The sequence below is a fragment of the Nannocystis sp. RBIL2 genome, assembly GCF_026626745.1.
GTDB lineage: Bacteria > Myxococcota_A > Polyangia > Nannocystales > Nannocystaceae > Nannocystis.
In genome coordinates, this window is the sequence record NZ_JAPNJW010000002.1 from 2,354,444 (window position 1) to 2,380,146 (window position 25,703).

The window sequence follows — 25,703 nt, forward strand, 5'->3', positions numbered from 1 at the left end:
GCACAGAGTCGCGGCGTGCTGACCTCGTGCATCATCGCCGACCTCGACTGGTGAGCCAGGTGGACGCCGATGTTCAGGTGGCTCCGCTCGGACTGCGACTACGTCACCGCGCTGTCGAGAGCTGCACGCCGCCGACGCGACGCGGTCCTGACGACTCGCCGGCGCGCGCCCGCGAGCGCTCGTCCGCGAGCGCGGAGCGTCGGCGCGCTCGTCGGCGATACGCCGATGTCGTCCGCGCGTGGTGTATCGTCGCGGCGATGCACTCCGATCTCGCGGCCAAGCGCGCCGTCGTCATTCGTCTGCTACCGATCGGGCTGGTCCTCACCCTGAGCCTGGTCGGCATCCTGTACTTCCTCGTCCCGCCGCTGCGCGACGTCGACACCCCCGCCGATCGCATGGTCGTCGCCCTGCGCTGCGCCGGCGTGGCCGCGTTGACCCTGCTCGCCGGGATCCAGGCGATCGCCGGCCACCGCGGCAAGTCCGAGGCGATCGACCCGATCGCGGGCGCCGGCCGGGAGTCGCGGGTCTTGCAGATCCACGCCCGCTACACCCAGAACACCCTCGAGCAGCTGGTGCTGTTCGTGCTCGTCCTCGGGGCGCTGAGCACGTACCTCGACGCCGGCTCGATGCACCTGCTGCCGATCCTGACCGCCGTGTTCATCCTCGGCCGGATCGCGTTCTGGCTCGGCTACCTGCGCGACCCGCTGCTCCGGTCGCCCGGCATGGCGGTCGCCTTCATGATCAACGGCCTGTCGCTCGTCTACATCGCCTATCGCACGCTGCGCCTGGTCGTCGGCGTGTGAGCCGGGCGCGTACGGCCGGGTCACCCGGCGGCCGCGGGCGAGCCCGCGACCGCCGTCGACCTCACGCGAGGCTCACTGCATCATCGTGAGCGTCAGCGTCACGCTGTCGATCGTGCCGACGTCCGAACCGGCGCGGTCGCCGACGCAGAACTGCCACATCCCCTTGGCCGGGCTGCCGTCGAAGTCGGCGAAGCTCAGGCCGGGGCCGGCCCCGTGGTTGGGGAAGTAGTCGCAGGCGCCGTCGACCTGGCACACCGTCAGGTTGTCGGCGAGGGTGTTGCCCATCAGCTCGGCGCTCTTCAGCCCGCCGTCGCGGAACAGCACCGGGAAGTTCTTCGACAGGTCCGACGAGTCGCCGCCCGAGCCGGACACGCCGTCGTCGGCCAGCTCGGTATAGCCGGGGCGGCTCATCACCGTGAGGATCTTGAAGTCGGGGCTGACCAGCTTGAACACCAGGTCGCCGACCCACGTGTGGGTGATGCCGACCTGCAGCGTGACGTCGGCGACCTTGTTGGGGTTGTTGACGTTCAGGTTGACGCACGCCATCGTCGCTATCGAGCCCTTGTAGGTCCCGTCGGGCACCGCCACGCCGAGCCCCGTCAGCTTGACCTGCGCGCCGAGCTCGATCTTGCACGCCGCGTCGCAGCCGTCGCCCGCGACCGCGTTGCCGTCGTCGCACTGCTCGAGGTCCATGCGCAGGAAGCCGTCGCCGCAGGTCGCCGCCTTGCACTGCGCCACGCAGGCGTCGGTGTCGATCGGGTTGCCGTCGTCGCACTCCTCCACGCCCGTGAGCACCAGGCCGTCGCCGCACTCCGCCTGCTGGCAGGCGCCGGTGCACAGCGCGTCGTCGGCGTTGCCGTCGCCCTCGTCGCACTCCTCGCCCGGCTGGACGAAGCCGTCGCCGCACGCCGCGTTCTTGCACACATTCGTGCAGGCGTCGTCGTCGCTCACGTTGGCGTCGTCGCACTCTTCGTTCGGCCCCTTGAAGCCGTCGCCGCACACGCTGTCGGTGCAGTCCGACTTGCACCACGCCTCGTCGTCGTTCTTGACGCCGTCGTCGCACTGCTCGTGGTTCTCCCACACCAGGTCGTCGCCGCAGGTCGGCAGCTTGCAGCCGAGAGTGCAGTCGCCGGTGTCCTTGTTGTCGGGTCCGAGGTCGCACGCCTCGCCGATGCCGGCCTGAAGGAAGCCGTCGCCGCAGATCGGCAGCTTGCACAGCGTCGTGCAGTCGTCGTCGTTGTCCGCGTCGCCGTCGTCGCACGCCTCGCCGACGTCGAGCACCCCGTTGCCGCACGCCTCGAGCTCGCACGCCGCGTTGCAGCCGTCGCCGGGCTCGGTGTCGCCGTCGTCGCACGCCTCGCTCGGGCTCTGGTCGCCGTCGCCGCACACGTTGAGCACGCAGCCTGCCAGGCACTCCTGCCCGGGCCCGTTGTCCTTGCCGAGGTCGCAGGCCTCGACGCCGTCCTGCACGAAGCCGTCGCCGCACGCCGCGTGCTTGCACTCCGCGGTGCAGGCCGCGCTGGCGCCGTTGCCCACGCCGTCGTCACACTCCTCGCCGTTCACCGCCTGGACGAGCCCGTCGCCGCAGGCCGCGAGCGTGCAGGCGTTGGTACACCCGTCGTCGTCGACGTCGTTGCCGTCGTCGCAGGCCTCCATCACCCCGGCCACCCCGTCGCCGCACTCCGGCACCGCGCACGCGTTGGTGCAGGTGTCGCCGTCGCGGCCGTTGCCGTCGTCGCAGCCCTCGCCCGGCCCCACTGCCCCGTCGCCGCACACGTTCGGCGTGCAGTCGGCCTTGCACGCCTTGTCGTCGCCGTTGTCCGCCCCGTTGTCGCACTCCTCGCCGGCCTCGACCACGCCGTCGCCGCACACGACCGGCGAGCCGGTGGTCGAGTCGGTGTCCGTCTCGCCCGGATCGTCCGTGGTCGACGTCGCGGCGGTCCCCGTCTCGCTCGCCGACGCCGACTCCGTGGTCGAGCTGCCCGGCGTGCCCGTCGTCGTCTCGTCGACCGCCGTCGTGCCCGTGCCCGTGCCCGTGCCCGTGCCCGTGCTCGTCTCGTCGACCCCCGTGGTCGCCTCGCCCCTCCCGCCGCAGCCCGCCGCCAGCGCCGCCGTCATCGCCAGAGCGCACAGATCGCCCTTCACTACCCAACGCTCAAATCGCATCCGGCGACAGTAGAGCCCGGCAGAGATACCGGCAACGCGCAATGTCGTGCCCCCACGAGCGAATGCGTGAAGTCGTATGATTTCGCCCCGCGGACAATTACGCGGCGGCGATCGCAGGCGTCGGCGCTGCACCAGCGTGATTCAGCGCCGGCGACGCCGCGCGGAACTTCGCCCTGATGAATCATCGCACCAGGGCCCGACTCACGGCCCGCCGGCACGCGCCCGAAGCCGCGCTACGGCGCCGAATCGCACACGCACGCGCACGCCGGATCGGCGGCGTCCGCCGCGACGCCCGATTCGCACGGGTCGTAGCCGAGCACAGCGGAGAAACACACGTCGACAAGCCGCGTGACGCCCGGCTCCTCCTCGCGGAACCCCGGCGCGCTCAACTTCCCGGGCTGCCCCGGCTGCGATCCGAGGCAGCCGCGAATCGGCAGACAGGCCGGCGGGGCCGGCCGCTCGACCACCGCCACGCACACCGGCTCGTCGACGGTCTCGCAGTCGCCCGTGACGACCACGCTCCGCACCCACGCGCAGAAATACGAGGAGTCCCGGATCGCCTCACACGCGGCTTCCGACCCGGCCGCCGCGCACGCGGCCATGGCGGCCTCCTCGCCGTCCTTGCCGCCGCAGGCGACGAGCATCGCCGCGAGCGACGACCCGAGCACCCACCCCCAATACCTGATTCGCACCTTCATGCCCTCTCAGCGGATCGATCGGTACCCGCCCCGCACCCCGCGCTTCGACAGCACGATCTGCCACAGCTGATTGCGACAGCCCGCGCGGAACGACCCGGCCATCGTCTGTAGATAATAGCTCCACATCCGCCGGAACCGCGTCGGCATCGCCGCCCCGCGGGCCTCGGCGTGACGGAGGAAGTTCGCGTGCCAGGTCGTGACCGTGCGGTCGTAGTCGGCGCGGAAGTTGTGCCAGTCCTCGATCACGAACAGGCCCCCGACCGCGCGGCTGATGTCGGCGGTGGCCGGCAGGGCTCCGTTGGGGAAGATGTGGCGATTGAGCCAGGCGTCGGTGCGGCCGTGCTCGTTGCCGATCGTGTGCAGCAGGAACAGGCCGTCGTCGCGGAGCAGCCGGTGCGCCGATTCGAAGAACGCGCGGTAGTTGCGGTGGCCGACGTGCTCGAACATCCCCACGCTGCACAGCTTGTCGAACGGGCCCATGCGCGCGAGCGCCGGGTCGCGCCAGTCGAGCGCGTGGTACTCGGCCCCGCGCCCGTCGTCGTGGGCCGCGGCCCAGTCGCGCTGCGGCGCCGACACGGTGACCCCGACCGCCCGCGCGCCGCGGCTGTCGACCGCATGGCGCACCAGCCCCCCCCAGCCGCAGCCGATGTCGAGCAGCGACTCACCTGTCCCGAGGTACAGCTTGGCGCAGACCAGCTCGAACTTGGCCCGCTGGGCCGCGTCGAGGTCGTCGGCCGCGCGCCAGTACGCGCACGAGTAGGCCATCGTCGGCCCGAGCATCGCCGCGAACAGCTCGGTGTCGAGGTCGTAGTGGACCTCGGCCACCTGCCCCGCGCGCCGGCTCGACTGCAGGTTCACCAGCCGCGACGCCGTCGCCAGCGCCGCAGTGCGCCAGTCGAGCACCGCCTCGTCGCCGCTCGACGCCAGCACCCGCGCGGTCAGCTCGTCGATCGCCGCGCAGTCCCACCAGCCGTCCATGTAGCTGTCGCCGAGCGCCAGCGATCCGCCGAGCGCCACCCGCCGCCAGAACCGCGGGTCGTGCACGTGGATGTCCCATGGGTCAGGTCCGTCCACGCGCGCCCCCGCGCGCTCCAGCGCCTGCTCGACCGCGCGCCGCGCCGCGCTGCCCTCGCCCGCCACGCCGTCAGTCCCGCTTCTTCAGCGCCGCCAGAGCGCTCGCCTGGGCGCGCACGCTGTCGGGAGCCATGACGACCTGCATCGCCATGCGGTCGAGCTCCGGGTGGGCGGCGATCGCCGCCATCGTCGGCTGCTGCAGCGCCTGCTTGCTGGCCGCGTAGGCCGTCGCGCTGTCGACCCCGATCCGCCGCGCTTCATCGAGCGCCGTCGCCAGCAGCTGCTCCGGCGCGACCACGCGGTGGAGCACGCCCAGCCGCTGCGCCCCGGCGACGTCGTAGAGCTGGCCCGACAGCGTCATCTCGGCGGTCGCCGGCGTCCCGAGGGCGTAGCGGACCATCTCGATGTACGTCCACGGCATCGGGATCCCGACCGGCACCTCGTTGATGGCGAAGCGCGCGCGGCCCTCGGCGCCGACCCGCACGTCGCACGCGACCGCCAGGATCAGCCCGCCGGCGAACGTGTTGCCGTTGATCGCCGCCACGGTGCGCCGCGGCAGGGTGAACACCCGCAGCAGGCTGCCGCGGAACTCGGCGAACCACGCCTGCAGCTCGTCCATGTCGTTGCGGGCGAACCGCGGGAACACGTCTTCGAAATCGAGCCCGGCCGAGAACGTCTTGCCCTCCGCGGTCAGCACCACCGGCAGCGCCGGGTGGTCGCGCTCGACCTCGTCGAACGCCGCGTGGAGGTCGGCGAAGAACTCCGGGTTCATGCGGTTGACCGGGTTCGAGCGCATCGTGACGATCACCGCGCCCTCGCTGCGTTCCACGCTCCACTTCATACGAATGGCTCCCCGCGCTCGCTCGCGCCGGATGTCTCTTGCGACAGGTTCGTCGGCGTCTTCAGGTCCCACACCAGGCCGAGCGCCGCCCACAGGCGCAGCACGTACCAGCCGACGTCGAACTCCCACCACACGTGGCCCTGGCGGGCCGACGACGAGAAGCGGTGGTGGTTGTTGTGGAACTCGCCGAGCGCCAGCACCCCGAGCGGCCAGTGGTTGCGGCTGAGGTCGTCGCTGGCGTAGCGGCGGTAGCCGCCCCACGCGTGGCTGAACGACTGCACCCAGTGCGTGATCTCCCAGATCAGCACCGTCGGCAACAGCCCGGCCCACAGCACCCCCTCCGCGCCCCAACAGCGGTACAGGCCGACGCACATCGCCGCGAACGGCACGAAGTGCCACGTATCGAGCCAGCGCAATTCGGGGTAGCGCGCCAGATCGGGGATCGCCTCGTGGCAAGTCACGCGGTTGCGGCGGTCGAGGAACCACAGGTAATGCGAATAGAAGAACCCCTGGAAATGCGGCGAGTGCAGGTCGCGGCTGGTGTCGGCGTTGCGGTGGTGGCGGCGGTGCGTCTCGGCCCACCAGATCACCCCGCCCTGCAGCGTCGTGCTGGCCAGCAGCGCCAGCACGAACTGGAACCACCGCGACGTCTTGAACGCCCGGTGGGCGAAGTAGCGGTGGAAGCCGACCGTCAGCGCGAACATCCGCACCGCGAAGCCGCCGGCGAACAGCGCCAGCGCGTGCCACGACAGGCCCGTGTAGACCACCCCGAGGCACAGCGCGTGGACCAGCAGGTAGAAGCCTGCGGCCGACCACGACAGCTGCGACAGCGGCAGCGAACCCTTGCGGCGCCCGTCGTGCATCTTCTCAGCTCCCGGCCGCCTCGAACGGCGCCGCCTCGGCCGGTCGCACCACCGGCAGCGGCGCCCCCGGCCGCCACTTGCGGTCGTATACGTATAGCTCGCGCGCCAGTCCGCACGCCGCCAGCGCGCGGATGACCGCCCAGCCGACGTCGAACTCCCACCACCGCGTCGAGAACTTGGCCGAGCGCGGGAACCGGTGGTGATTGTTGTGAAGCTCCTCGCCCGCGATCACCACCGCCAGCGGCACCACGTTGCGGCTGCCGTCGCGGGTCTCGTGATTGCGGTACCCGGCGTGGTGCCCGAGCCCGTTGATCACCCCGGCGCACAGCGGCATCCACATCAGCTGCAGCGCGAAGCCGAGGAGCCCCAGCCACGGCCCCAGCAGCCCGAGATAGATCGCGGCCAGCAGCGCCAGCCCGAGGTTGCTGCGCCCCTCGTAGAGGATGCGCTCCAGCCAATCATCCGGGCAGTCGTGCCCGAACCGCCGCAGCGTCGCCTCGTTGGTGCTCTCGCGGAAGTAATAGCGGTACCCGGCGAAGAAGATCGGCGCGATCCCGTGGACCACCGGCGAGTGCGGGTCGCCCTCGCGGTCGACGTACGCGTGGTGCTTGCGGTGGACCGCCACCCATGCCCGCACCCGCGTGCCCGTGGTCAGGAAGATCAGGAAGCGGAACACGTGCGCCGGCGCCGGATGCAGCGCCACCGCCTTGTGCGCCAGCGCGCGATGGGCGTACACGCTGATGCTGATGTTGGCCAGCCAACCGAACCCGACGCAGAGGAGAAGGACCGCGAGCACCGCGCGGATCCTTTATCAGGCGCCGCCCGCACAAGTCAACGCCGACGCCCGCCGCCGTCCGCACCGGCGGATCCAGGGCCGCCGCTTCACCCCATGACATGGCCCTTTCGCCATGATGCATCAAACATGTCTGAAAGTTAACCTCAGACATCGTCCGCCCGCGGCGCGACCGCGGCGACCGCCCGGTGGACCGCCGACGGATCGATCACCGCCAGGTACAGCAGCACCATGGTCGCCGAGAACGTGTGGACCGGCAGCAGCACGTACAGCCCGGCGTGGAAGGCCACGCCCAGCGGCAGCAGCCAGCGGTGCCACCGGGGTCGCCACACCCCGATCGCCAGCGCGAACTCCAGGGCGACGACCGTCCACGCCGCCGTCGCCGACACGATCGTCAGAGCTGTCCCCAGAGGCAGGTCCGATCCGGCGTAGTAGAAACCTGCGAGCTGCTCGAGCCGCGCCCCCGACAAAAAACCCGGCTCGCACTTGTCGATCGCGCTCCACAGGTACACCGCCGACAATTGCGCAGTCATGAGTCGCAGGCCGAGCAGCGGCCCGCGTTCTTCCGGCGCCGGCAGCCCGAGGCGACGCGCCCGCGCCAGCGCCCGCCAGCGATCGAGGGACAGCGAGCGCCCGCACTGCGTCAGCGCGCACAGCACGGTCGCCGACATCAGCAAGAAGTGGTGGTGGTGGATCCACGCAGTGCGTCCGCCCGCGGCCCCGACCGCGAAGTACATCGTCGCCACCACCATCGCCGCGGTCGCGGTCGCAGCGCGCGTCCACAGCCCGACGAGCATCATCGCAGTCGCCGCGAAGAACCCGATCGACAGCGCCAGCATCGCCGGGCCCTCGGCCTGCACGAGCACCATGTCCTCGCCCCAGCGGGCCCACAGCAGCAGGGCGAGGCCGATCCGGATCAGCGCCATCGGCACCGTCGAGCCCTCGGCCCCGGCCCACTCGACCAGGCGCACCCCATGCGATTCAGGGGTCTTCATGACCGCGCGGCCGCGTCCCCGGGATCTGCGGCCGCGGGGGCAGCGGCCGACACAGGTCGTGTTCGCCGGCGTGCAGCGGCACCCAGCCCTGCATCGTAGCGATGCTGGCGCGCGCGCGCAGGTCGACCGGCCCGAGCTTTCCGCACAGCTCGCTGGCCACGCGCAGCAGCCCCGCCTCGCCCGTCATCGTCCGCAGCCAGCGCGGCGCGATCCGGCGCTCGCGGCCCAGCGCCGCGTAGCGATCGATCGGCGTCTCGCGTCCGTCCCCGTCGCGCACGCTGAAGGCCGCGACCACCAGCCCCACGCCGACCTCGTTGAACAGCTCCCAGTCGCGCACGAACCGGCTGCGGCCGCCGAACACCTGGCGATACGCCGGCATCAGCATCAGCCCCGCCGCGACCGCGACGAACACGAGCGCCCGGGTCCGCGTCGCCGTCGTCGTCGTCACCGCTCGACCCTAACAAATTCCGCGCCGTCGCAGCGCCCGCGCGCGCCGCCTCGAGGCTTTGACGGATCGCTCCGCGGCCGGCCACGTCATGTTGACGAACCATGCCCTCTCCGCGCGCGCTGCTGACCCTCGTCCTCCTCGTCCCGGCCTGTCCCGAGCGCCCCACGGGCGACACCGACACCGGCACCACCGCTCCGAGCACCGGCGAGGCCCCCGGCACCGACGGCGAGAGCTCCGGCGCCACCGTCGGCTCGACGAGCCCCGGCTCCACCGGCACGACGTCCGTCCCGCCCACCACGACCGACGACTCCGCCACCACGGTCGCCCCGTCCACCACCACCGACGACGGCAACACCGACGGCACCGCCGCCACCGACGATCCGAGCGACACCGCCACCAGCACCACCATCGTCAAGTTAGACCTCCCCGCCGCGCAGTGGCCCGCCGGCCTCGTCGGCTGCGACCTCGACGCTCCTGCCGGCACCATGGTCGTCGGCGACACCCAGCTCGGCCCGTTCACCGCCACCCGCGCTTACTTCGGCTGGTGGGGCTTCGACGATCAGGAGAAGCCGACGATCCTGTTCGTCTCGCCCGAGGCCGACCCGGCCGTCGAGGTCGCGGAGAAGGATGGGAGCACCGGTCCGGTCTACTTCGGCGACATCGTCACGGAACCCCTGCTCTTCGGCGGCTGGATCGGCAGCTGGGCCGCCAACCTCAGCGTCCGCGCCAACGACATGATCACCTTCCCCCGGCCGCAAGGCTCGGTGGACATCCTCGAGCTCGCCGGCAACTGGGACGCCGTCGATCCCGCCGATCCGCCGCGGCTCGTCGGCACCCTGAACGGCGCGATCTCGGGCCCGATCAACGCCGTCTTCTGCGACAAGCTGGTCGAGAACGTCTTCCCCGAATGATGCCACCCGCTCGCCGGCCCCGCGCTCGCTGGACGAGTGCAGGCGACCTCCATCTCCATCACACAGCACCGATCGAGACCTTCATGCCGACACCTCGCTCGCCATTCATCTTCGCGCTCGTCCTGTTCGCCTGCACCGAGCGCCCGCTCGGCGACACTGACGGCAGCACCGCCGGGCCGAGCACCGGTGATGCACCGCCGGCCACCGGCACCAACACCGACGCCCCGGGCACCGCCACGCTCCCCACCACCGGCGCCCCGCCGCAGCCCACCACTGCGACCACCGTCGATCCGAGCGCCACCACGGCGATCGATCCGAGCGCCACCACTGCGATCGACCCGGGCACCACGACCGTCATCGATCCCAGCGACACCACCATCGATCCGAGCCGCCATACCACCGTCGATCCTCAGCCGAAGTTCGACGTCTTCGAGCCGGGCCCGACCTCCGGCCTGTTCGGCTGCACCCTCGAGGCTCCTGCCGGCACCATGGTCAGCGGCACCTCCACGATCGGCCCGTTCGCCGCCCAGCGCGCCTGGTTCGGCTTCTCCGGCTTCGGCGAGGAGCCGTTCATGCCGGTGCTGATGTTCGTCTCGCCGGCCGCCGACCCCGCCAGCGAGCTGCAGGACAAGAACGGCAGCTCCGGCCCGATCTTCTGGGGCGACGTGTTCAGCGATCCGTTCCGCGAGGGCGGCTGGATCGGCACCTGGCCGGTGTCGGCCAGCGTCTTCGCCCAGGGCATGCTCGGCGAGGTCGCGCGCCCCGACGCCGTCGTCATCGACGAGCTCGCGGGCAACTGGGCCGAGCACGATCCGGCCGATCCCCCGCGGCTCGTCGGCAGCCTGCAGGGCGGCATCGCCGGTCCGTTCGACGCGGTGTTCTGCGACAAGCTCAACGTGTTCATCATCCCCGAATGAATCGGGGTCGACACAATCACCACACCCGGCGCGACGTTCAGAATCGCAGCAGCAGCCCGCCCGCGCCGACCGCGACCTGCGGCGCGCGCTCCGGGATCCGCTGATACAACAGGCGGTCGGTGAAGATCGCCGCCGGCACCAATCCTGCGACCGCTACCGCTACGAAGATGGGCGCCGCGATCAGGGCCCCGCGGCGGTCGGGACAGTCGCGGACGAAGCTGCCCTGATGCTGGTCGCCGCAGGTGCCGAGGATCGCCAGCGGCACCGCGGTGCCGACCAGTCCGACGATCGCCACGGTCCACGACGCTGCGGCCTTGATCTTCACCTTGCGCCGCTCCGCCCGCCACTGCCGCTCGGGGATCACCGGCGGCAGCAGGTCGGGCGGCGTGATCGCCACCATCGGCGTCGGCACAGTCCCGGGCGGCGGCTCGCCCTCCGCGTCGGGCCGCACCATCTCTCGGTCCTCCGGCGGCGCGACCCGGGCCGCCGCGGCCGCCGGCGCCAGCGAACAGACGACGGCGGCCGCCAGCATGCCGGCGCGCATCACGACTCCGGCCGCAATTCGACCTTCAGCCAGCCGGGCCGGCGCAGGTCGAACGCCTTGTACGCGGCGATGACGTCGGTCAGCGGCTCGACGCGGGTGATGAATTGCAGCGGGTCGACCATGCCGCTCTTCACCAGGTCGAGCAGCTTGGGGATATACTTGCGGTGATGACAATTGCCCATCTTCACCGTCAGGTTCTTGTTCATCGCCTGGCCGATCGGGAAGAAGCGGGCCGTCTGCGGGTACACCCCGACGATCGACAGCGTGCCCGCCTTCGCCAGCGCCTCGACCGCCCACTCGAGCGCCTGCGACGGCGCGTCGCCCGGGTGCCAGTGCTCGCCGTCGGGGTTCGAGCGCGGCACGACCTCCTCGAGCTCGCGGGCGTGCTGGTCGTACTTGCGCTCGGCCTCGGCGCGGGCGGCTCCGCGGTGCGCGTGGCAGGCGTCGACGCCGACCGCATCGATCGCGCGGTCGGGCCCGATCCCGCCGGTCAGCGCGCGCAGCGTCTGGACCGGGTGGTCGACGTCGAAGTTGATGATCTCGGCGCCCTGGGCCTGGGCGATGGCCAGGCGCGACGGCTCGTTGTCGACCGCGAAGATCCGCACCGCGCCCATCAGCTTGGCGCTGAGGATCGCGAACTGACCGACCGGGCCGCAGCCGAACACCACCACGGTATCCCCGTCCTTGATCTCGGCGTATTCGGCGCCCATGTAGCCGGTCGGGAAGATGTCCGACAGCAGCAGCGCCTGGTCGTCGCTGACCTCGTCCGGCAGCTTGACCAGGTTGACCGCGGCGAACGGGATGCGCGCCTTCTCGGCCTGCAGCCCGTGGAACGGCCCCGACTCGGCCGGCCCGCCGTAGAACGCGGTGCCCGCCTGCGGCCCCTTGGGGTTCACGCGATCGCACTGGGCGAAGTAGCCGGCGCGGCAGTACGAGCAATAGCCGCAGGCGATCGTCGACGGGATCACCACCCGGTCGCCGACGCGGAAGTTGCGGACCTCCTTGCCGAGCGACTCGATCACGCCGACGCCCTCGTGGCCGAGGATCGTGCCCGCCTGCATGCCCGGCACGCTGCCCCGGATCATGTGCAGGTCGGTCCCACAGATCGCGCTGGCGGTCAGCCGGACGATCGCGTCGGTGGGCTCGCGCAGCTTCGGTTCGGCGACATCCTCGAGGCGGATGTCCCCCACATCACGAAAGACGACTGCTCGCATGGGGGCGCTTATGCGACGTTTCGCCCGCGCGGCAACCCGCCTCCCGTCCTGGTGTGACGGCGCGGCGGCCGAATCCGTTGAGTCCGCTGCCGCGGCCGCGGGGCGCCGCCCGCAGCCCGCTTGCGACCCCTGGGAATCGCGCTAGCTTCGGGCCCGCCCCGCGGGGGATGGAGGTCGCGCATGCGCATCGCGCAAGTGGCACCGCTCTTCGAGAGCGTACCGCCGCACAAGTATGGCGGCACCGAGCGGGTCGTCTCGTATTTGACCGAGGAGCTCGTGCGCGCCGGCGCCGACGTCACGCTGTTCGCTTCGGGCGACTCGCGCACGCGCGCCGAGCTCGACCCGATCTGCCCCCGCGCCCTGCGCCTCGACCCCGAATGTCGAGACCCGCTGGCGCCGACCATCCGCCAGCTCGAGCGCGTCGCGCGGCGCGCCCGCGAATTCGACGTCGTCCACTTCCATATCGACTACCTGCATTTCCCGCTCAGCCGCCGGCTCGGCCTGCGACAGCTGACCACGCTGCACGGCCGCCTCGACATCCGCGAATTGCAGGCCGTCTACGACGAGTTCGCCGACATGCCGGTGGTCTCGATCTCGCTGGCCCAGCGCCGCCCGCTCGCCCAGGCCCAATTCATCGGCAACGTCTATCACGGCATCCCGCTCGACCTCTACCGCTTCGAGCCCGAGCCCGACGACTACCTGGCGTTCCTCGGCCGGGTCTCGCCGGAGAAGCGGGTCGACCGGGCGGTGGCGATCGCCCGCCGGCTCGGCATGCGCCTGCGGGTCGCCGCCAAGATCGACCGCCACGACCGCGAATACTACGAGCGCGAGGTCGCCGGCTTGTTCGCCGATCCGCTGGTCGAGTACGTCGGCGAGATCGGCGAGGCCGACAAGGGCGCCTTCCTCGGCAAGGCGCGCTGCCTGCTGTTCCCCGTCGATTGGCCCGAGCCGTTCGGCCTGGCGATGATCGAGGCGATGGCGTGCGGCACGCCGGTCATCGCCTTCCGCTGCGGCTCGATCCCCGAGGTCCTCGACGACGGCGTCACCGGTTATTGCGTCGACTCGCTCGACGCGGCCGCGGCGGCGACGGCGCGAGCGATGACCCTGGATCGCCGACGCTGCCGCGAGCGGTTCGAACGCCGCTTCAGCGCCGAGCGCATGGCCCGCGATTACATGCGCCTCTATGGTGCGATCGTGGAGGACCGCGGCGGAGTGGCCGCGTGAGCCATGACCAAGTCCGCGGAAGACGAAGAGGACCGGTTCCAGATCCTCGCCACCGCCTCGCTCACCCTGAGCGGCGCCCGCGTGCTCAAGCAGGGCGACACCTTCGCCGTGTTCGACCGCTTCGGCGACATCCGCCCGTGGGGCGTGCTGGGCGCCCAGGGCCTCTACCACGACGGCGCCCGCTTCCTCTCGGCCCTGCGCCTGCGCCTCGAGGGCCAGCCGCTGCCGCTGCTGAGCTCGACCGTCAGCCGCGACAACACCGTGTTCGTCGTCGACATGATGAACCCCGACCTGCCGCCCGGCGGCGAGCCCGTCATCCACCACGGCACCCTGCACCTCGCGCGCGAGAAGTTCCTGTGGCAGGCCGCCTGCCACGAGCGCCTCCGAATCACCAACTACGGCCCCGACGCGGTCGACGTCGACCTCGAGATCGCCTTCGCCGCCGACTTCGCCGACGTGTTCGAGGTCCGCGGCACCCGCCGCGAGCGCCGCGGCACGATCCACTCACCTGAACTTTCGGACAGCTCCGTCGTGCTCGCCTACACCGGCCTCGACGGGGTCGAGCGGCGCACCCGGCTGCGCTTCGACCCGGCGCCCGAGGTCCGCGCCCCCGACCGCGTGCTGTACCGCCTCCACCTCGCGGCCAAGATGACCCGCGAGGTCGCCGTCGCCGTCGCCTGCGAGGTCGGCGACGAGCAGCCCGCCGACATCCCGTACGGCGCCGCCCTCACCCAGGCGATCGAGGTCCTGCACGAGTTCTCGGCCCACGACTGCAGCATCGACAGCTCGAGCGAGCAGTTCGACGACTGGATCTGCCGCTCGCTCGCCGACCTGCGCATGATGATCACGCGCACCCCCGCCGGCCTCTACCCGTACGCCGGCGTGCCGTGGTTCTCGACCCCGTTCGGGCGCGACGCGATCGTCACCGCCCTCGCCGCCATGTGGGTCAGCCCCGACCTCGCGCGCGGCGTCCTGCGCTTCCTCGCCGCCAGCCAGGCCGACCGCATGGACCCGGCGGCCGACGCCGAGCCCGGCAAGATCGTCCACGAGATCCGCGGCGGCGAGATGGCCGCGCTCGGCGAGATCCCGTTCAAGCGCTACTACGGCAGCGTCGACGCCACCCCGCTGTTCGTCGTCCTCGCCGCCGCCTACCACGAGCACACCGGCGACGGCGCCACGATCGCCGAGCTGTGGCCGCAGATCGAGCGCGCCTTGATGTGGATCGAGCGCTACGGCGACCTCGACGGCGACGGCTTCGTCGAGTACGGCCGGCGCTCCGAGACCGGCCTCCTCCATCAGGGCTGGAAGGACTCGCACGACGCGGTGTTCCACGCCGACGGCAGCCCGGCCGAGGGCCCGATCGCGCTGTGCGAGGTCCAGGGCTACGTCTACGCGGCGTGCCAGGGCGGCGCGCGCCTGGCCGAGCTGCTCGGCGACGAGGGCCGCGCCCGGATCTTGCGAGCCCGCGCCGAACGCCTGCGCGCCCGCTTCGACGAGGCGTTCTGGTGCGACGACCTCGAGGGCTACGCGCTCGCGCTCGACGGCGGCAAGCGGCCGTGTCGCGTGCGCACCTCGAACGCCGGCCAGTGCCTGTTCAGCGGCATCGCCCTGCCCGAGCGCGCGCGTCTGCTCGCCGACCACCTGCTCGCCGACGATATGTTCTCCGGCTGGGGCATCCGCACCGTCAGCACGCGCGAGCGGCGGTACAACCCGATGTCCTATCACAACGGCTCGATCTGGCCCCACGACAACGCGCTTATCGCCCTCGGCCTGTCGCGCTACAACCTCAAGGACCACGTCCTCCGCGTCATGGAGGCCCTGTTCGAGGCGACCCGGTTCGCCGAGCTCAGCCGCCTGCCCGAGCTGTTCTGCGGCTTCCCCCGCCGCGACGGCGCCGGCCCGACGATGTACCCGGTCGCCTGCTCGCCGCAGGCCTGGGCCGCCACCACCCCGCTGCTGCTGCTGCAAGCCGCCCTCGGCATGAGCGTCGACGGCACCGAGGGCCGCGTCCGCTTCCTCCGCTCCGCCCTGCCCCCCGCGCTCGAGCGGGTCTCGCTCCGCAACCTCCGCGTCGGCACCGGCAACATCGACCTCGCCCTCCACCGCCACCCCGAAGACGTCGGCATCCACATCCTCGGCCGCCGCGGCCCGGTCGAGATCGTCGCCATCAAGTGAAGGTCGCGGTCGCAACGGATCGGGACGCATCGCACCCGCGTCCCCGATCCGTCGCACCACCTGGCCCGAAGGCCAGGCCTCACCCGTTCACTGCTGCGGGCGCAGCGACGCCTTGAGCGCGATCGTGCGGACCCCCGCCAGCGCCTTCGACACCGGGCACGCCTTCTTGGTCGCCTCGGCGATCTCGCCGAACTTGTCGGCGTCGAGCCCCGGCACGTCGGCCTCGGTGGTCAGCTCGATCGTCGTGATCGAGAAGCCCTCGCCGTCCTTCTCGAGCTTGACCGCCGCGGAGGTGTGGATCGACCGCGGCGGCGTCCCGGCCTTCTCGAGGCTGAGCGACAGGGCCATCGAGAAGCAGCCCGCCAGCGCCGCGCCGACCACCTCTTCGGGGTTGCTGGCCGGCTGGCCCTCGAACCGCGAGGCGAACGAGAACGGGATCTCGGGCGCGTGCTCCGGCTTCATCGAACCCTTGCCGGTCTTGATCGAACCTTCCCACTGTGCGCTGGCTTTGCTGATTCCCATCGGTGTCTCCGGCCGCGGAAAATAGCACGACGCCGGACTCACGGCGCCGTCGCCCGACCGACCGAGCACCGGCTCGAGCGGGCTCGGCCGGTCATCCCCAGCAGAACACCGTGGCGCTGCCGGCCCGCGACCGCGTCGACGACCGTGTGGACCGAACTCCCCACGCCGGCCCGCCCCGACGCCGCGGCGCGCAGGAAGCGTGCCCTCCGGCGAACCCGGGCCCACGCTCGCGCCGTCGATTCCACGGCCGTGCGCCGCGAACTCGCAGCACCGCGATCGCCTGCGCGAACCGGAGCCGCGTTCCTACTCGCGTCGTCGCTCGCGGCGAGCGTCCTGGCGGCTCGCCAACCTCTGTCCCGACGAACATGTGCCTGCCCTTGGAACAATGTCCTTCAGGCCATGTCCTCAGCGCCAGCCGACCCGACGCGCCCACGCCTCCATCTCGGCCTGACGCGCCGCGCGATCTGCCGGCGGCGACTGGCCGGGCGGCGGCGGCCGGCGCCACACCATCGGCGGCAGGCCGACGGCCGCGCGCCGCTCCGCCAGCGACTCCGGCGCCTCGACCCCGACCATCGGCACCATCGCGGAGCCGTCCTCGCTCCAGTCGTACTGCGTGCCGTAGCGCTGCAGCCGGCCCTCGGACACGCGGATCCGGTCCTCCAGCATCGCCACCTCCGCCGGATCGGCCTCGCCTTCGGCCGCGGCCCGCTGCAGCAGCGGCAGGCAGCCGCGCAGCAGCGCCGGCTCGCCGATCGCGTGTTGCACGATGCGCCACGCCGCGCTCGCCCCGTCCTCGCCCACCCGCGCTCGCCCCGGCCAGCCGACCCGCGCCAGCACCTCGCGCAGGCGCACCGCGTTGCGTCGGTGCACCGCCTCCATCTCCGGGTGGTAACCAGCGAACAGGCTGCCGTCGCGCGCCAGTCGCTCCCGCGTCTCGTCGTCCTCGGCGATCCACTTTATCAGGTCGGCGCGCAGGTCCTCGTCCATGCGCCGAGCATTGCCGCGGTCGCGTCCGCGCGCAACCCGTCAGCAGCGAGCCGGAACTCGCCCCACCGAGAATCCCTGACGTTTACGACATCGACCCGGTCGGCCATGGACATGTCCCTCACAGCATGTCGCTTCAAACATTGCTCTTCTGCCATGTCCTTCGAGACATGCCATCGCAGCATCCCCCGCTCACCCTCCCGACCGCAGCCGCAGCGCCTCGGCCGCGGCCAACCGCTCCTCTGCGCGGCCGATGTCCCCCGCGATCGTCCCCCCGCAGCCCGGGCACGTCCCCTCGGCGCGGGTCAGCAGCGCCTGGCACTCCGGCTCCGAACAGCACGGCCGGCGACGGCGACCGGCCAGGCGGACCGTGAGCACCGACACCACGATCACCGCGGCGATCCACCCCTCGTGGAACATCGCCGCGACCACGCACCCGACGAGCCCGGCGATCCCGATCGGCAGCGCCAGCGCGGCCTGCTCGGCGCGGCTGCGCCGCCACACGCGGAACACCGGGCGGCCCACGTTCGACACCTTCTCGGGCACTGCCGGCGCGATGGGCTCGTCGCGCTCGAGCTCGTCGTGTGTGTCGTCCAGCGCCCGCGTCAGCGTCGCCACGCTGTCCGGCGGCGGCCAGCTCGCGCGCGGCGGCAGCCCCAGCTCGCTCACCAGCGCCGGCCGCTCGCGCTCGAGCCAGCGCAGCGCCGCCCGGAAGTAGCTGGCCTGATTGGTGCCGAGGCAGGCCAGCACCACCTCGCGGCCGGCCCCGCGCGCGTGGACCTGCGCTGCCAGCAAGAAGCACAGCTCCTGCGGCGACAGGTACCCGAGCCGCTGCACCGACCAGCGCGAGCGGAACGTCCCGTCGTAGATCTGCTCCGAAGTGTGGCGCAGCGCCGCGTTGGCGCTCAGCACCCCGAAGCCGAGGAACACCGCGGTCATGTCCGTCAGCTCCTCCTCGAGGTCGCGGTCCTCGACGCACAGCGCGTGGTGCGAGCGATACGCGTGCGCCACCTCGTGGGCCAAAGTCGCAGTGATCCCGCCCGGATCGTCGAGCAGCGCCAGGTCGGCGCCGAAGCGGGCGACCCCGCCATCGATGCCGAGGAACAGCCCGGCCGCGCCCTCGTGGTGATGCGTCGCTCCCAGCGCGATCGGCCCCTCGGGCGCCGGCGGTCGCCCCTCGTACAGCTCGATCTCCGCGCCGAGCTCGAGATCCGCGTAGCGGAACAGCCGCCGCACCAGCCGCAGCACCCCCGCCGCGCTGCGCGTGAAGCGGTCGGGGAAGAACTCCGGCCGCGGCAGCACGAGCGGCGTGCACACGAAGTGCTGCCAGTCCGCCCGCCGCAGCAGCGCCCCGAGCCCCTCGAGCAGCCACCTCCGGCGCTCCTCCGCGGGCAGGGCGTCGAACTCCGACACGCAAGCGAATGTAGCGAGCGCCCGCGCCCCCTGTCCATCGCCCACGCGCCTCGCCCGCTGGCACCGTCGCTGCGACCCCCGCGACCCCCACCCTCGCAACGACTCGCCGGGCCCTGCAGTGACGCGCCGCGCCTCCTCCCCGCCGCACGATCGCATCGCCCCTCGCCCCTCGCCCCGTCACCGCGCCCACCGCCGCGCCGCCGCCACCGCGCGCCCTGCATGCACCGCACTTCGCCCGCCGGGTTTCACGCGCGCACGCGCCTCAGCGCACGCCGGCCCGCGCGTCTGGGCGCCCCGCGCGGCGGCTCGCTCGCCTATCATCGCCGCGTGTCCACGCCGGGCCTGCTCGCCAACCGGGACTTCCGGCGCTTGTGGATCGCCCAGGCGATCTCCTTGTTCGGCGACTGGTTCACCTACGTCGCCGTCGGCACCCTCGCCCTGTCCGAAAGTACAGGTCTCTACGGCGTCGCCGCCGTCCTTGTCGCCCACACCTTGCCGCGGGCCGTGCTCGCGCCGTTCGCCGGTCGGCTCGCCGATCGCCGTGATCGCGGGACCATCCTCGTCGTCGGCAGCCTGCTGCGGGCCCTCGTCGTCCTCGTCATGATCGCGGTGGTCGGCAGCGGCGACGCCGGCACCGCCGCCCTCGCCGCCCTCGTGTTCGTGCGCATGGCCCTGTCGGCCTTCACCGATCCGGCCGCCAGCGCAGCGCTGCCGCAGCTCGTCCCGGCGCACCAGCTCGGGGCCGCCAACGCCCTCCTCGGCGCCACCTGGAGCACCATCTTCGCCCTCGGGGTCGCCGCCGGCGGGTTCGTCACCGCCTTCGTCGGCCCGCACGGCGCCTTGGCGATCGACGCGGCCACCTTCGTCCTCGCGGCCCTGCTGTTCGCCACCCTCCCGCGCCTGCGGCCGGGCGAGCGGACCGCCAGCGACGCCTCCGCCTCGATGGTCGTCTCGCCCGACTTCCTCGCCGCCTGGCGCCGCACCTGGCGCGACCCGGCCCTGCTGCACGTCGCCCTCGCCAAGATCCCCGTCGCCCTCGCCAACGGCGGCGCGTGGGTCCTGCTGCACGCCGTCGCCGGGCGCGAGCAGGCCGGGGCCGTCGCGGTCACTCTCGGCGTCATGCACGGCGTGCGCGGCATCGGCACCGGCGTCGGCCCATTGCTGTGGGCCCGCGTCGCCCGCCTGCGCGGCACCGTCTCCGGCATCCACCTCGGCACCGCGGTCACCCTCGCCGGCGTCGCCCTGTTCGCCGCCTTCGACGCCCCCACCGTCCTCGTCGTCGCCTCGGTGCTGTGGGGCCTCGGCATGGGCGCCACCTGGGTCACCTCGACCACCCGGCTGCAGCTCCTCACGCCCAACGCGATGCTCGGCCGCCTCGCCGCCATCGACCTCATGGCCCACACCTGCGCCCAGTGCGTCGGCGGCCTGCTCGGGGCCGTCGTCGCCGACGCCCTGCTGTTCCCCGCCGGCGCCGGCTGGCTCGGCGCCGCCGCCGGCCTGCTCGCCTGGGGCCTGCTCGTCCTGCTCGTCCGCACCCGCCCGCCCGCGTGACGCCGGCCGTGCCCGGCATCATGGTCGGAACCATCGCCGCGCGTCAGACGACTGCTATCATTGCCCAACCACCGCCGTCACGCGACTGCTATCATTTCCATTCTACTCGTCGCGCGGTCGCGCGATTGGCATATCGCCACATCACCGGACCGCTCCGTCGACATCATCGCCGGGGCAGGCGAAGCTCCGCGACTGCCGTCATTGCCGAGGCAGTCGCCACGCGCGTGGCGCAGTCGCTCGCGTCTTCGGGTCCAGGCAGCGCGCGAGCCCCCGCGCGGCAGATCCGGCTCCACGCGCCAGGACGCCACCTCAGTTCCGGCGCCCGACCTCGCCGGCCAGGCACACGCGCAGCCCTTCTTCCATGTTCCGCTGCGTCAGGATCTTGCCCAGATCGACCCCGAGCGACACCAGCGTCTGCGACACTGCCGGCCGGATCCCCGTGACGATCACCCGCGCCCCGAGCAGGCCGACCGCGCGGACGATGCGGAGCAGGTGGTCGGCGGTGTTGGTGTCGACCAGCTCGACCGCGGTCAGGTCGAGGATCACGTGCTGCGTCGCCGAGCCCTCGATCGCGTGCAGCAGCCGCTCCATCAGCGTCGCCGCCGACGCCTCGTCGAGCGCGCCCATCACCGGCACCGCCAGGATCCCGCTCCAGACCTGCAGGATCGGCGCCGACAGCGTCCGCAGCGCCCGCTCCTGCTGCTGGATCAGCAGCAGCTTCTCGCGCACTTGCTGCTCCGAACGCGCCCGCTCCTCGATCTCCGTCTTCAGCTGCTGCAGCGCCACCGCCAGGTCCGCGTTGGTCGCCTGCCCCGCCGCCAGCAATTGCTGCATCCGCTCCTCGAGCGTCACCGTCGTCGGCGTCACCACGAACTCGTCGTATTCGGCGCCGTCGGCGGCGAAGCTGGTCTGTTCGGCCCAGCACGGCACCCCGAACAGCCTCGCGGTCAGCCCCGCGAATTTGCCCGCCATCATCGCGCTGCCCCACTGCACCCCCAGCGCCCGCTGGTACAGCGCCTCCCAGCCGTTGACCACCCGGTAGCGGGCCACGCGTCGCTCTCGGTCGAGCGCCAGCAGCTCCCAGCGGCCCCACCCCGCCGGCCAGGTGATGGCCCGCAGCGCCAGCAGCCCCTCCTCGAAGCTGGGCGCGCCGGCGATCACCTCCCAGTCGCCCTCCACGCTCTGTTGCCCGCCGAGGTGCAGGCACAGGTTGAAGCGCTCGACCCCGACCATCGCGCACAGGCCCGACATCAACCCGGCCACCGACGACGGCACCCACATGCTCAGCGTCGGCACCCCAGCCCACAGATTCAAACCGCGGTCGAGATCCCATTCGATATCGAAGCCGATGTTGATCTTCGCGTTGGCCATGAACGGTATGTTTATACCGCCGCCCGCCGCCGCCCGGGCGAACATTCGTACCGGCGCCGCGCCCGCCGCAGCGACTGTCGGCACTCTCGGGCGTCCGCGATCGCGCGCTACTGAAACGTGTTACACCGCCTCACCGCGGTGCCACCAATCGAGCGCGGGCGCGCGCTCCCTCGCTCGCCAGCCCGCCGCTCCGCCCGCTCGTCCCATACGACGTCTGCGCCCAATCATCGCACCTGGCGCCGCGGCGAATCTGGAAAAACCTGGATCGAGAATGTCCATTCTGCCCCGCGCCCTGGCCCGCTATTCGCGACCCCTCGAACGGGGCTATGCTCTCCGCGTGCGCCGACCTCCTCGCCGCTCGCCGACCCGCGCCGCCTGGTGCCTCGTGGTCCTCGCATGCGGCCCGGCGCGCGACGCAGGCGAGCGCCCCCTCGACGCCTCGCAGCCGCCAGAGCCCGCAGATCAACGTTCCGAGCCGGTTCCCGACCTCCCGCGACCGGCCGCCCCACGCGACGACGCGGCAGTCCACCACGACGACTTCGCCCGCCGCGTCCTCTACACCTGGACCACCCCGGCGCAGATCGACGCCCTCCGCCGCTCGCGGCGCCTGCTCGTCGCCGACAGCGACGTCGGCGAGCGCTCGCCTTACCTGCGCGCGCTCGACGGCCTCGTCGACGCTCACCCGCTGGCCGCGCTCCTCCGCGACCACCCCGGCCATCGCCGCCGCCGCTACGCCTGGACCAGCCCCTTCGCCACCACTCTCGGCCTCGGCGAGCGCCGCTACGGCGACGCCCTCGTCCGCATCGACCTCGCCGAGGACGCCCTCGTGGTCGGCTTCCGCCCGCACGCCGCCGAGCCGTTTGTCCTCGAGGACATGTCCGGAGAGCCAGTCGACCTCGCCGTCGCCCTCGCCGACCCCGGCCGGATCGGCGCCGTCTATCACGTCCGCGACGGCCCCGACGACCCGATCGCCTTCCGCGAGTACGTCGTCTGCAACGAATCGCAGGTCGCCGCGTGGTCGGTCGCGACCCCGGAGATCCGCGCTCGCCTCGACGCCGAGCTCGACCTACTCGAGTCGCTCCGCCGCGGCGACCTCGCCCACTTGCCCCCCGCCGCCCTGCGAGCCCCGGCCACCGCGGTGTGGCCCACCGCCCCGCGCGAGCCCACCCCGCTCGACCGCTGGCACGCCCGCCTCGCCTTCGACAACGAGCGCTATCGACCCACGCCCGCCAACCTCGCCGCAGTCGCCGCCGCCCTCCGCGGCTACGATCCCGCCGGCGAGCCGCTGGTCCACCGCCCCGACGCGACCTTCCCCGAAGCTCCGCTCGCGTCCCAGACCTCGCGGTAGCCACCTGCCCCGAAGGTCAGCTCGCATCCCGACCTCGCTGTGGCGGCCCAATCCGCCAGCCCGCTGCCACCTGCCCCGAAGGTCAGCTCGCGTCCCAGACCTCGCGGTAGCGGGCCTGCAGCGCCGCCCACTCCTCCGGCGACCCGACGTAGATCCCCTCGCTCCACGAGAACACGTCGCTCGGCCGGTCGTCGGCCTCGTACAGCGGGATCACGTGGACGTGCAGGTGGCGCGACGTCTGCGTCATCTCGCCCGCGCTGCTGCCCGTCGACGCCACGTAGCAGCGACGCGGCCGCATCACCCGCTCGACCATCCGCGCCGCCTGGTGCGCCATCGCGTTGGCGCGGGCCCACAGGGCCGGCTCGACCTCCGCGAACGACGTCACGTGCGGCTTCGGGACCACCATCACGTGGCCCCAGCGGCGCACGTAGCGGGGCAGCATCACCAGCATCGTCGCGTCCTCGGCGATCGCGTGGACCGCCCCCACCTCGCGGCGGACGATCGCGCACATCAGACACTCGGGCGCGCCGCCCTCGGCCTCGATGCGGCGCAGCCCCTCGTCGCGTGAAATCAGCGTCGGCATGACCGGGTGCGCCGCGAGTATCCCACAGCGCCCGGCCGCGGACGCGTCACCGACCCCGCGCATTCCCGCCGCCCGCGTGACCTTCGGGCCCCGGCCGCGCGCGCGCCTGTGCGGGCCCCGTGATAGCGTCCTCGCATGACCCGTCGCTGGCTCGGCCTGGTCGCGCTCCTCGCCTGCACCCCGCACGAGCACGCGCGCGAGCCGCAGAACCCGTGCGCCGAGGGCATGGTCCTCGTCGAGGGCGGCAGCCTCGGCCCCGCGCAGGTCGACCGCTTCTGCATCGACATCACCGAGGTCACCACCGCGGCCTACGGCGCCTGCGTCCACGCCGGCGCCTGCACCCCCACGGTCGTCGGCGACGTCGCCGAGTGCAACCTGACCCGGGCCGACCGCGGCGACCACCCCGTCAATTGCGTCGACTTCGAGCAAGCCCGCGCCTATTGCAGCTGGCTCGGCAAGCGCCTCCCGAACGACGAGGAGTGGATGTACGCCGCCCACGCGCGCGAAGGCGGCGGCACCTGGCCGTGGGGCAACATCCCGCTCGACAGCACCCGCGCCTGCTATCAGACCGCCAGCACCTGTCCCGTGGGACAGCACCCCGCCGGCGCCAGCCCCGAGGGCGTGCAGAACCTCGCCGGCAACGTCGCCGAGTGGACCGTCTATAAAGAGCTCCCCCGCCTGCGCGGCGGCAGCTGGCGCGAGGAGCCCCGCCTCGACTTCGTCCGCGACCCGCCCTACGTCCCCGAGGCGACCTCCGGCGTGCGCTGCGTCGTCGCCCCGTTCACGGCAGTCGACCCGGTCGACCTCGACGTCTGGACCCCCTACGTCCCGGCCAAGGTCGATCTGCCGGTGCTCGCCGCTCCCGCGCCGCGGCACGCCCCCGAGCGCCCGCTGGCCAACCTCGCGATCGTGCGCCGCCACGAGACCCGGCTCGACGCCGCCCGCTGGTGGCCGGTCGGCGACGACTGGCTCGTCGGCGTCGACGACGGCAAGCCCGACGTCCTCGGCCTCCCCGGCGCAGTCGAGAGCGCCGCCCTGCCCGAGGGCCTGCGCGACTTCAGCCCGGTCCGCAGCCTCGGCCCCGACCTCCTGCTCATGCGCGGCGGCTGGTCCAGCACCCTGCGCTTCGTCGCCATCGAGCGCGGCACCTCCCGGATCCGCTGGCAGATCCCGTTCGCCAACTACGGCTCGACCTACGAGCAGTTCGTCGCCCCGCGCACCTTCGTCGCCGAGATCTACGGCCAGCAGGTCGACGCGATCGTCGGCTTCGGCCTCGCCGACGGCCGCGAGCTGTGGCGCCTCCGCGGCGGCGAGCAGGAGCCGTTCACCCGCGCCAGTCACCTGTGGACCGACGGCGAGCGCGGCTACGTCCGCGGCGACCGCGGCCTGCTCGCCTTCGACCCGACCACCGGCGCGCTGCTCTGGTCCGGCGTCGCCGTCGGCGAGGGCTGCGGCGTCGTCACCGGCGACGGCGCCCTGATCGTCGAGGAGCCCGGGCGCGACGGTCACCGCCGGCTCGACCCCGCCACCGGCGCCGAGCTCGGGCGGATCGCCGGCGGCGCCGCGCGCTGCGTGTGGGGCCTCGACCCAATCGACGGCGGCGCCGCACCGGCTGTCCTCGAGGACAGCCGCCTGTTCGCCTTCGACGTCCCCGACCGCCGCGGCAAGGCCGAGCTGCGGGCGCGTGACGCAGTCAGCGGTCGCGAGCTGTGGCGGCGCGACGGCCTCGAACCCGACGTGCTGCTGGCCGACCACGACGCTGTCTACGTCAGGCGCGCGAAGGACATCCTCGTCGGCCTGGACGCGGCCACCGGCGCGCCGCAGGTCGAGATCTCGCTGGCCGGCGGGTTCGATCTCAGCCTGCTCGCCGGCGGTGGTCCGCGCGGACCGCTGCTGCTCGCCATCGGTCACACCGGGACCACCTGGCTGCTCGGTCGCGGCGAACAACCGTCCGCCCGCGAGGCGTACACCGTCCGCGGTCGACTCGTCCCCGACGGCGTGTCTCGCAAGCTCGTCCGCGGCGTGCCCGTGTGGGTCGGCGACAAGCTGGTGCGCAGCAACGCCACCGGCGGGTTCAGCGCCAAGGGCGTGGCGTACGGCGAGCTCGCGGTCGCCGTCGACGACACCAAGGGCCCGGGCACGCCCGGCGGGTCGACTGTCCGCTTCGACGCGGTCACCATCGTTCTCGACGGCGCCGGCACCTACGACGTAGGCGACGTCACCCTGTATCCCTGGTACACCGAATGAGCGCGTTCGCTCATATCG

The 25,703-nt window shown here is 72.4% G+C and carries 23 protein-coding genes; 8 read left to right on the forward strand and 15 right to left on the reverse strand.

From position 1 onward, the window contains the following. The first annotated feature begins 257 nt into the window (after positions 1-257). Positions 258-803: an MAPEG family protein gene (locus OV090_RS34450; RefSeq protein ID WP_267708935.1), complete on the forward strand. Its 546-nt coding sequence runs from the start codon at positions 258-260 to the stop codon at positions 801-803. 72 nt (positions 804-875) lie between these two features. Here the strand turns inward: OV090_RS34450 and OV090_RS34455 are convergent, their stop codons facing one another. The 8 genes from OV090_RS34455 to OV090_RS34490 form a co-directional block, all read right to left on the reverse strand. Continuing rightward, positions 876-2,969 carry a DUF4215 domain-containing protein gene (locus OV090_RS34455; RefSeq protein ID WP_267708936.1) on the reverse strand — a complete coding sequence of 698 codons (2,094 nt, stop codon included), beginning with the start codon at positions 2,967-2,969 and terminating at the stop codon, positions 876-878. Between the two features lie 233 nt (positions 2,970-3,202). Beyond that, positions 3,203-3,667 carry a hypothetical protein gene (locus tag OV090_RS34460; RefSeq protein WP_267708937.1) on the reverse strand — a complete coding sequence of 155 codons (465 nt, stop codon included), beginning with the start codon at positions 3,665-3,667 and terminating at the stop codon, positions 3,203-3,205. A gap of 6 nt (positions 3,668-3,673) precedes the next feature. Then, positions 3,674-4,807, reverse strand: coding sequence for a cyclopropane fatty acyl phospholipid synthase (cfa, locus tag OV090_RS34465; protein WP_267708938.1), 1,134 nt, complete (start codon positions 4,805-4,807; stop codon positions 3,674-3,676). 4 nt (positions 4,808-4,811) lie between these two features. Continuing rightward, a complete protein-coding gene (locus OV090_RS34470; RefSeq protein ID WP_267708939.1) occupies positions 4,812-5,570 on the reverse strand; it encodes an enoyl-CoA hydratase/isomerase family protein in 759 nt (252 codons plus the stop codon). 8 nt (positions 5,571-5,578) lie between these two features. Further along, positions 5,579-6,445, reverse strand: a complete 867-nt coding sequence (locus OV090_RS34475; RefSeq protein ID WP_267708940.1) for a fatty acid desaturase — start codon at positions 6,443-6,445, stop codon at positions 5,579-5,581. A gap of 4 nt (positions 6,446-6,449) precedes the next feature. Next, a complete protein-coding gene (locus OV090_RS34480) occupies positions 6,450-7,241 on the reverse strand; it encodes a fatty acid desaturase (protein WP_267708941.1) in 792 nt (263 codons plus the stop codon). A gap of 143 nt (positions 7,242-7,384) precedes the next feature. After that, positions 7,385-8,233: an HTTM domain-containing protein gene (locus OV090_RS34485; protein ID WP_267708942.1), complete on the reverse strand. Its 849-nt coding sequence runs from the start codon at positions 8,231-8,233 to the stop codon at positions 7,385-7,387. Then, positions 8,220-8,681, reverse strand: coding sequence for a hypothetical protein (locus OV090_RS34490; RefSeq protein ID WP_267708943.1), 462 nt, complete (start codon positions 8,679-8,681; stop codon positions 8,220-8,222). The genes OV090_RS34485 and OV090_RS34490 overlap by 14 nt, the downstream gene beginning before the upstream one ends. A 101-nt stretch (positions 8,682-8,782) precedes the next feature. Here OV090_RS34490 and OV090_RS34495 point away from each other — a divergent pair, with 101 nt between their 5' ends. After that, entirely contained in the window at positions 8,783-9,592 is an 810-nt protein-coding gene (locus OV090_RS34495) for a hypothetical protein (RefSeq protein ID WP_267708944.1), read from the forward strand. Positions 9,593-9,675: 83 nt separating this feature from the next. Continuing rightward, positions 9,676-10,509 (forward strand): hypothetical protein, encoded by an 834-nt coding sequence (locus OV090_RS34500; protein WP_267708945.1) that lies wholly within the window; start codon positions 9,676-9,678, stop codon positions 10,507-10,509. Positions 10,510-10,546: 37 nt separating this feature from the next. Here OV090_RS34500 and OV090_RS34505 read toward each other — a convergent pair whose 3' ends face one another. Then, entirely contained in the window at positions 10,547-11,041 is a 495-nt protein-coding gene (locus tag OV090_RS34505) for a hypothetical protein (RefSeq protein WP_267708946.1), read from the reverse strand. A gap of 11 nt (positions 11,042-11,052) precedes the next feature. Then, positions 11,053-12,267 carry a zinc-dependent alcohol dehydrogenase gene (locus OV090_RS34510; protein WP_267708947.1) on the reverse strand — a complete coding sequence of 405 codons (1,215 nt, stop codon included), beginning with the start codon at positions 12,265-12,267 and terminating at the stop codon, positions 11,053-11,055. Between the two features lie 180 nt (positions 12,268-12,447). Between OV090_RS34510 and OV090_RS34515 the strand changes: the two genes are divergently transcribed. Beyond that, positions 12,448-13,491: a glycosyltransferase family 4 protein gene (locus OV090_RS34515; protein WP_267708948.1), complete on the forward strand. Its 1,044-nt coding sequence runs from the start codon at positions 12,448-12,450 to the stop codon at positions 13,489-13,491. A gap of 3 nt (positions 13,492-13,494) precedes the next feature. Next, complete coding sequence (locus OV090_RS34520; RefSeq protein WP_267708949.1) at positions 13,495-15,666, forward strand: glycogen debranching N-terminal domain-containing protein; 2,172 nt, start codon at positions 13,495-13,497, stop codon at positions 15,664-15,666. Between the two features lie 87 nt (positions 15,667-15,753). Here the strand turns inward: OV090_RS34520 and OV090_RS34525 are convergent, their stop codons facing one another. From OV090_RS34525 to OV090_RS34535, 3 genes are all read right to left on the reverse strand, one after another. Further along, on the reverse strand, positions 15,754-16,188 hold the full coding sequence (locus tag OV090_RS34525) for an OsmC family peroxiredoxin (protein WP_267708950.1): 435 nt from the start codon (positions 16,186-16,188) through the stop codon (positions 15,754-15,756). 405 nt (positions 16,189-16,593) lie between these two features. Continuing rightward, complete coding sequence (locus tag OV090_RS34530) at positions 16,594-17,175, reverse strand: DUF6624 domain-containing protein (RefSeq protein WP_267708951.1); 582 nt, start codon at positions 17,173-17,175, stop codon at positions 16,594-16,596. Positions 17,176-17,364: 189 nt separating this feature from the next. Further along, on the reverse strand, positions 17,365-18,585 hold the full coding sequence (locus OV090_RS34535; RefSeq protein WP_267708952.1) for a hypothetical protein: 1,221 nt from the start codon (positions 18,583-18,585) through the stop codon (positions 17,365-17,367). A 327-nt stretch (positions 18,586-18,912) separates the two neighbouring features. Here OV090_RS34535 and OV090_RS34540 point away from each other — a divergent pair, with 327 nt between their 5' ends. Continuing rightward, positions 18,913-20,136 (forward strand): MFS transporter, encoded by a 1,224-nt coding sequence (locus OV090_RS34540; protein ID WP_267708953.1) that lies wholly within the window; start codon positions 18,913-18,915, stop codon positions 20,134-20,136. Between the two features lie 309 nt (positions 20,137-20,445). On the opposite strand, the gene OV090_RS34545 is transcribed toward OV090_RS34540, so the two are convergent. Further along, a complete protein-coding gene (locus OV090_RS34545) occupies positions 20,446-21,507 on the reverse strand; it encodes an STAS domain-containing protein (RefSeq protein WP_267708954.1) in 1,062 nt (353 codons plus the stop codon). Positions 21,508-21,844: 337 nt separating this feature from the next. Here OV090_RS34545 and OV090_RS34550 point away from each other — a divergent pair, with 337 nt between their 5' ends. Beyond that, positions 21,845-22,855: a hypothetical protein gene (locus OV090_RS34550; protein ID WP_267708955.1), complete on the forward strand. Its 1,011-nt coding sequence runs from the start codon at positions 21,845-21,847 to the stop codon at positions 22,853-22,855. Positions 22,856-22,937: 82 nt separating this feature from the next. Here the strand turns inward: OV090_RS34550 and OV090_RS34555 are convergent, their stop codons facing one another. Further along, the gene (locus OV090_RS34555; protein ID WP_267708956.1) at positions 22,938-23,438 is read right to left on the reverse strand and encodes an HIT family protein; all 501 of its coding nucleotides are present in this window, start codon (positions 23,436-23,438) and stop codon (positions 22,938-22,940) included. Between the two features lie 135 nt (positions 23,439-23,573). Between OV090_RS34555 and OV090_RS34560 the strand changes: the two genes are divergently transcribed. Next, complete coding sequence (locus tag OV090_RS34560; RefSeq protein WP_267708957.1) at positions 23,574-25,685, forward strand: SUMF1/EgtB/PvdO family nonheme iron enzyme; 2,112 nt, start codon at positions 23,574-23,576, stop codon at positions 25,683-25,685. Positions 25,686-25,703: the final 18 nt, after the last annotated feature.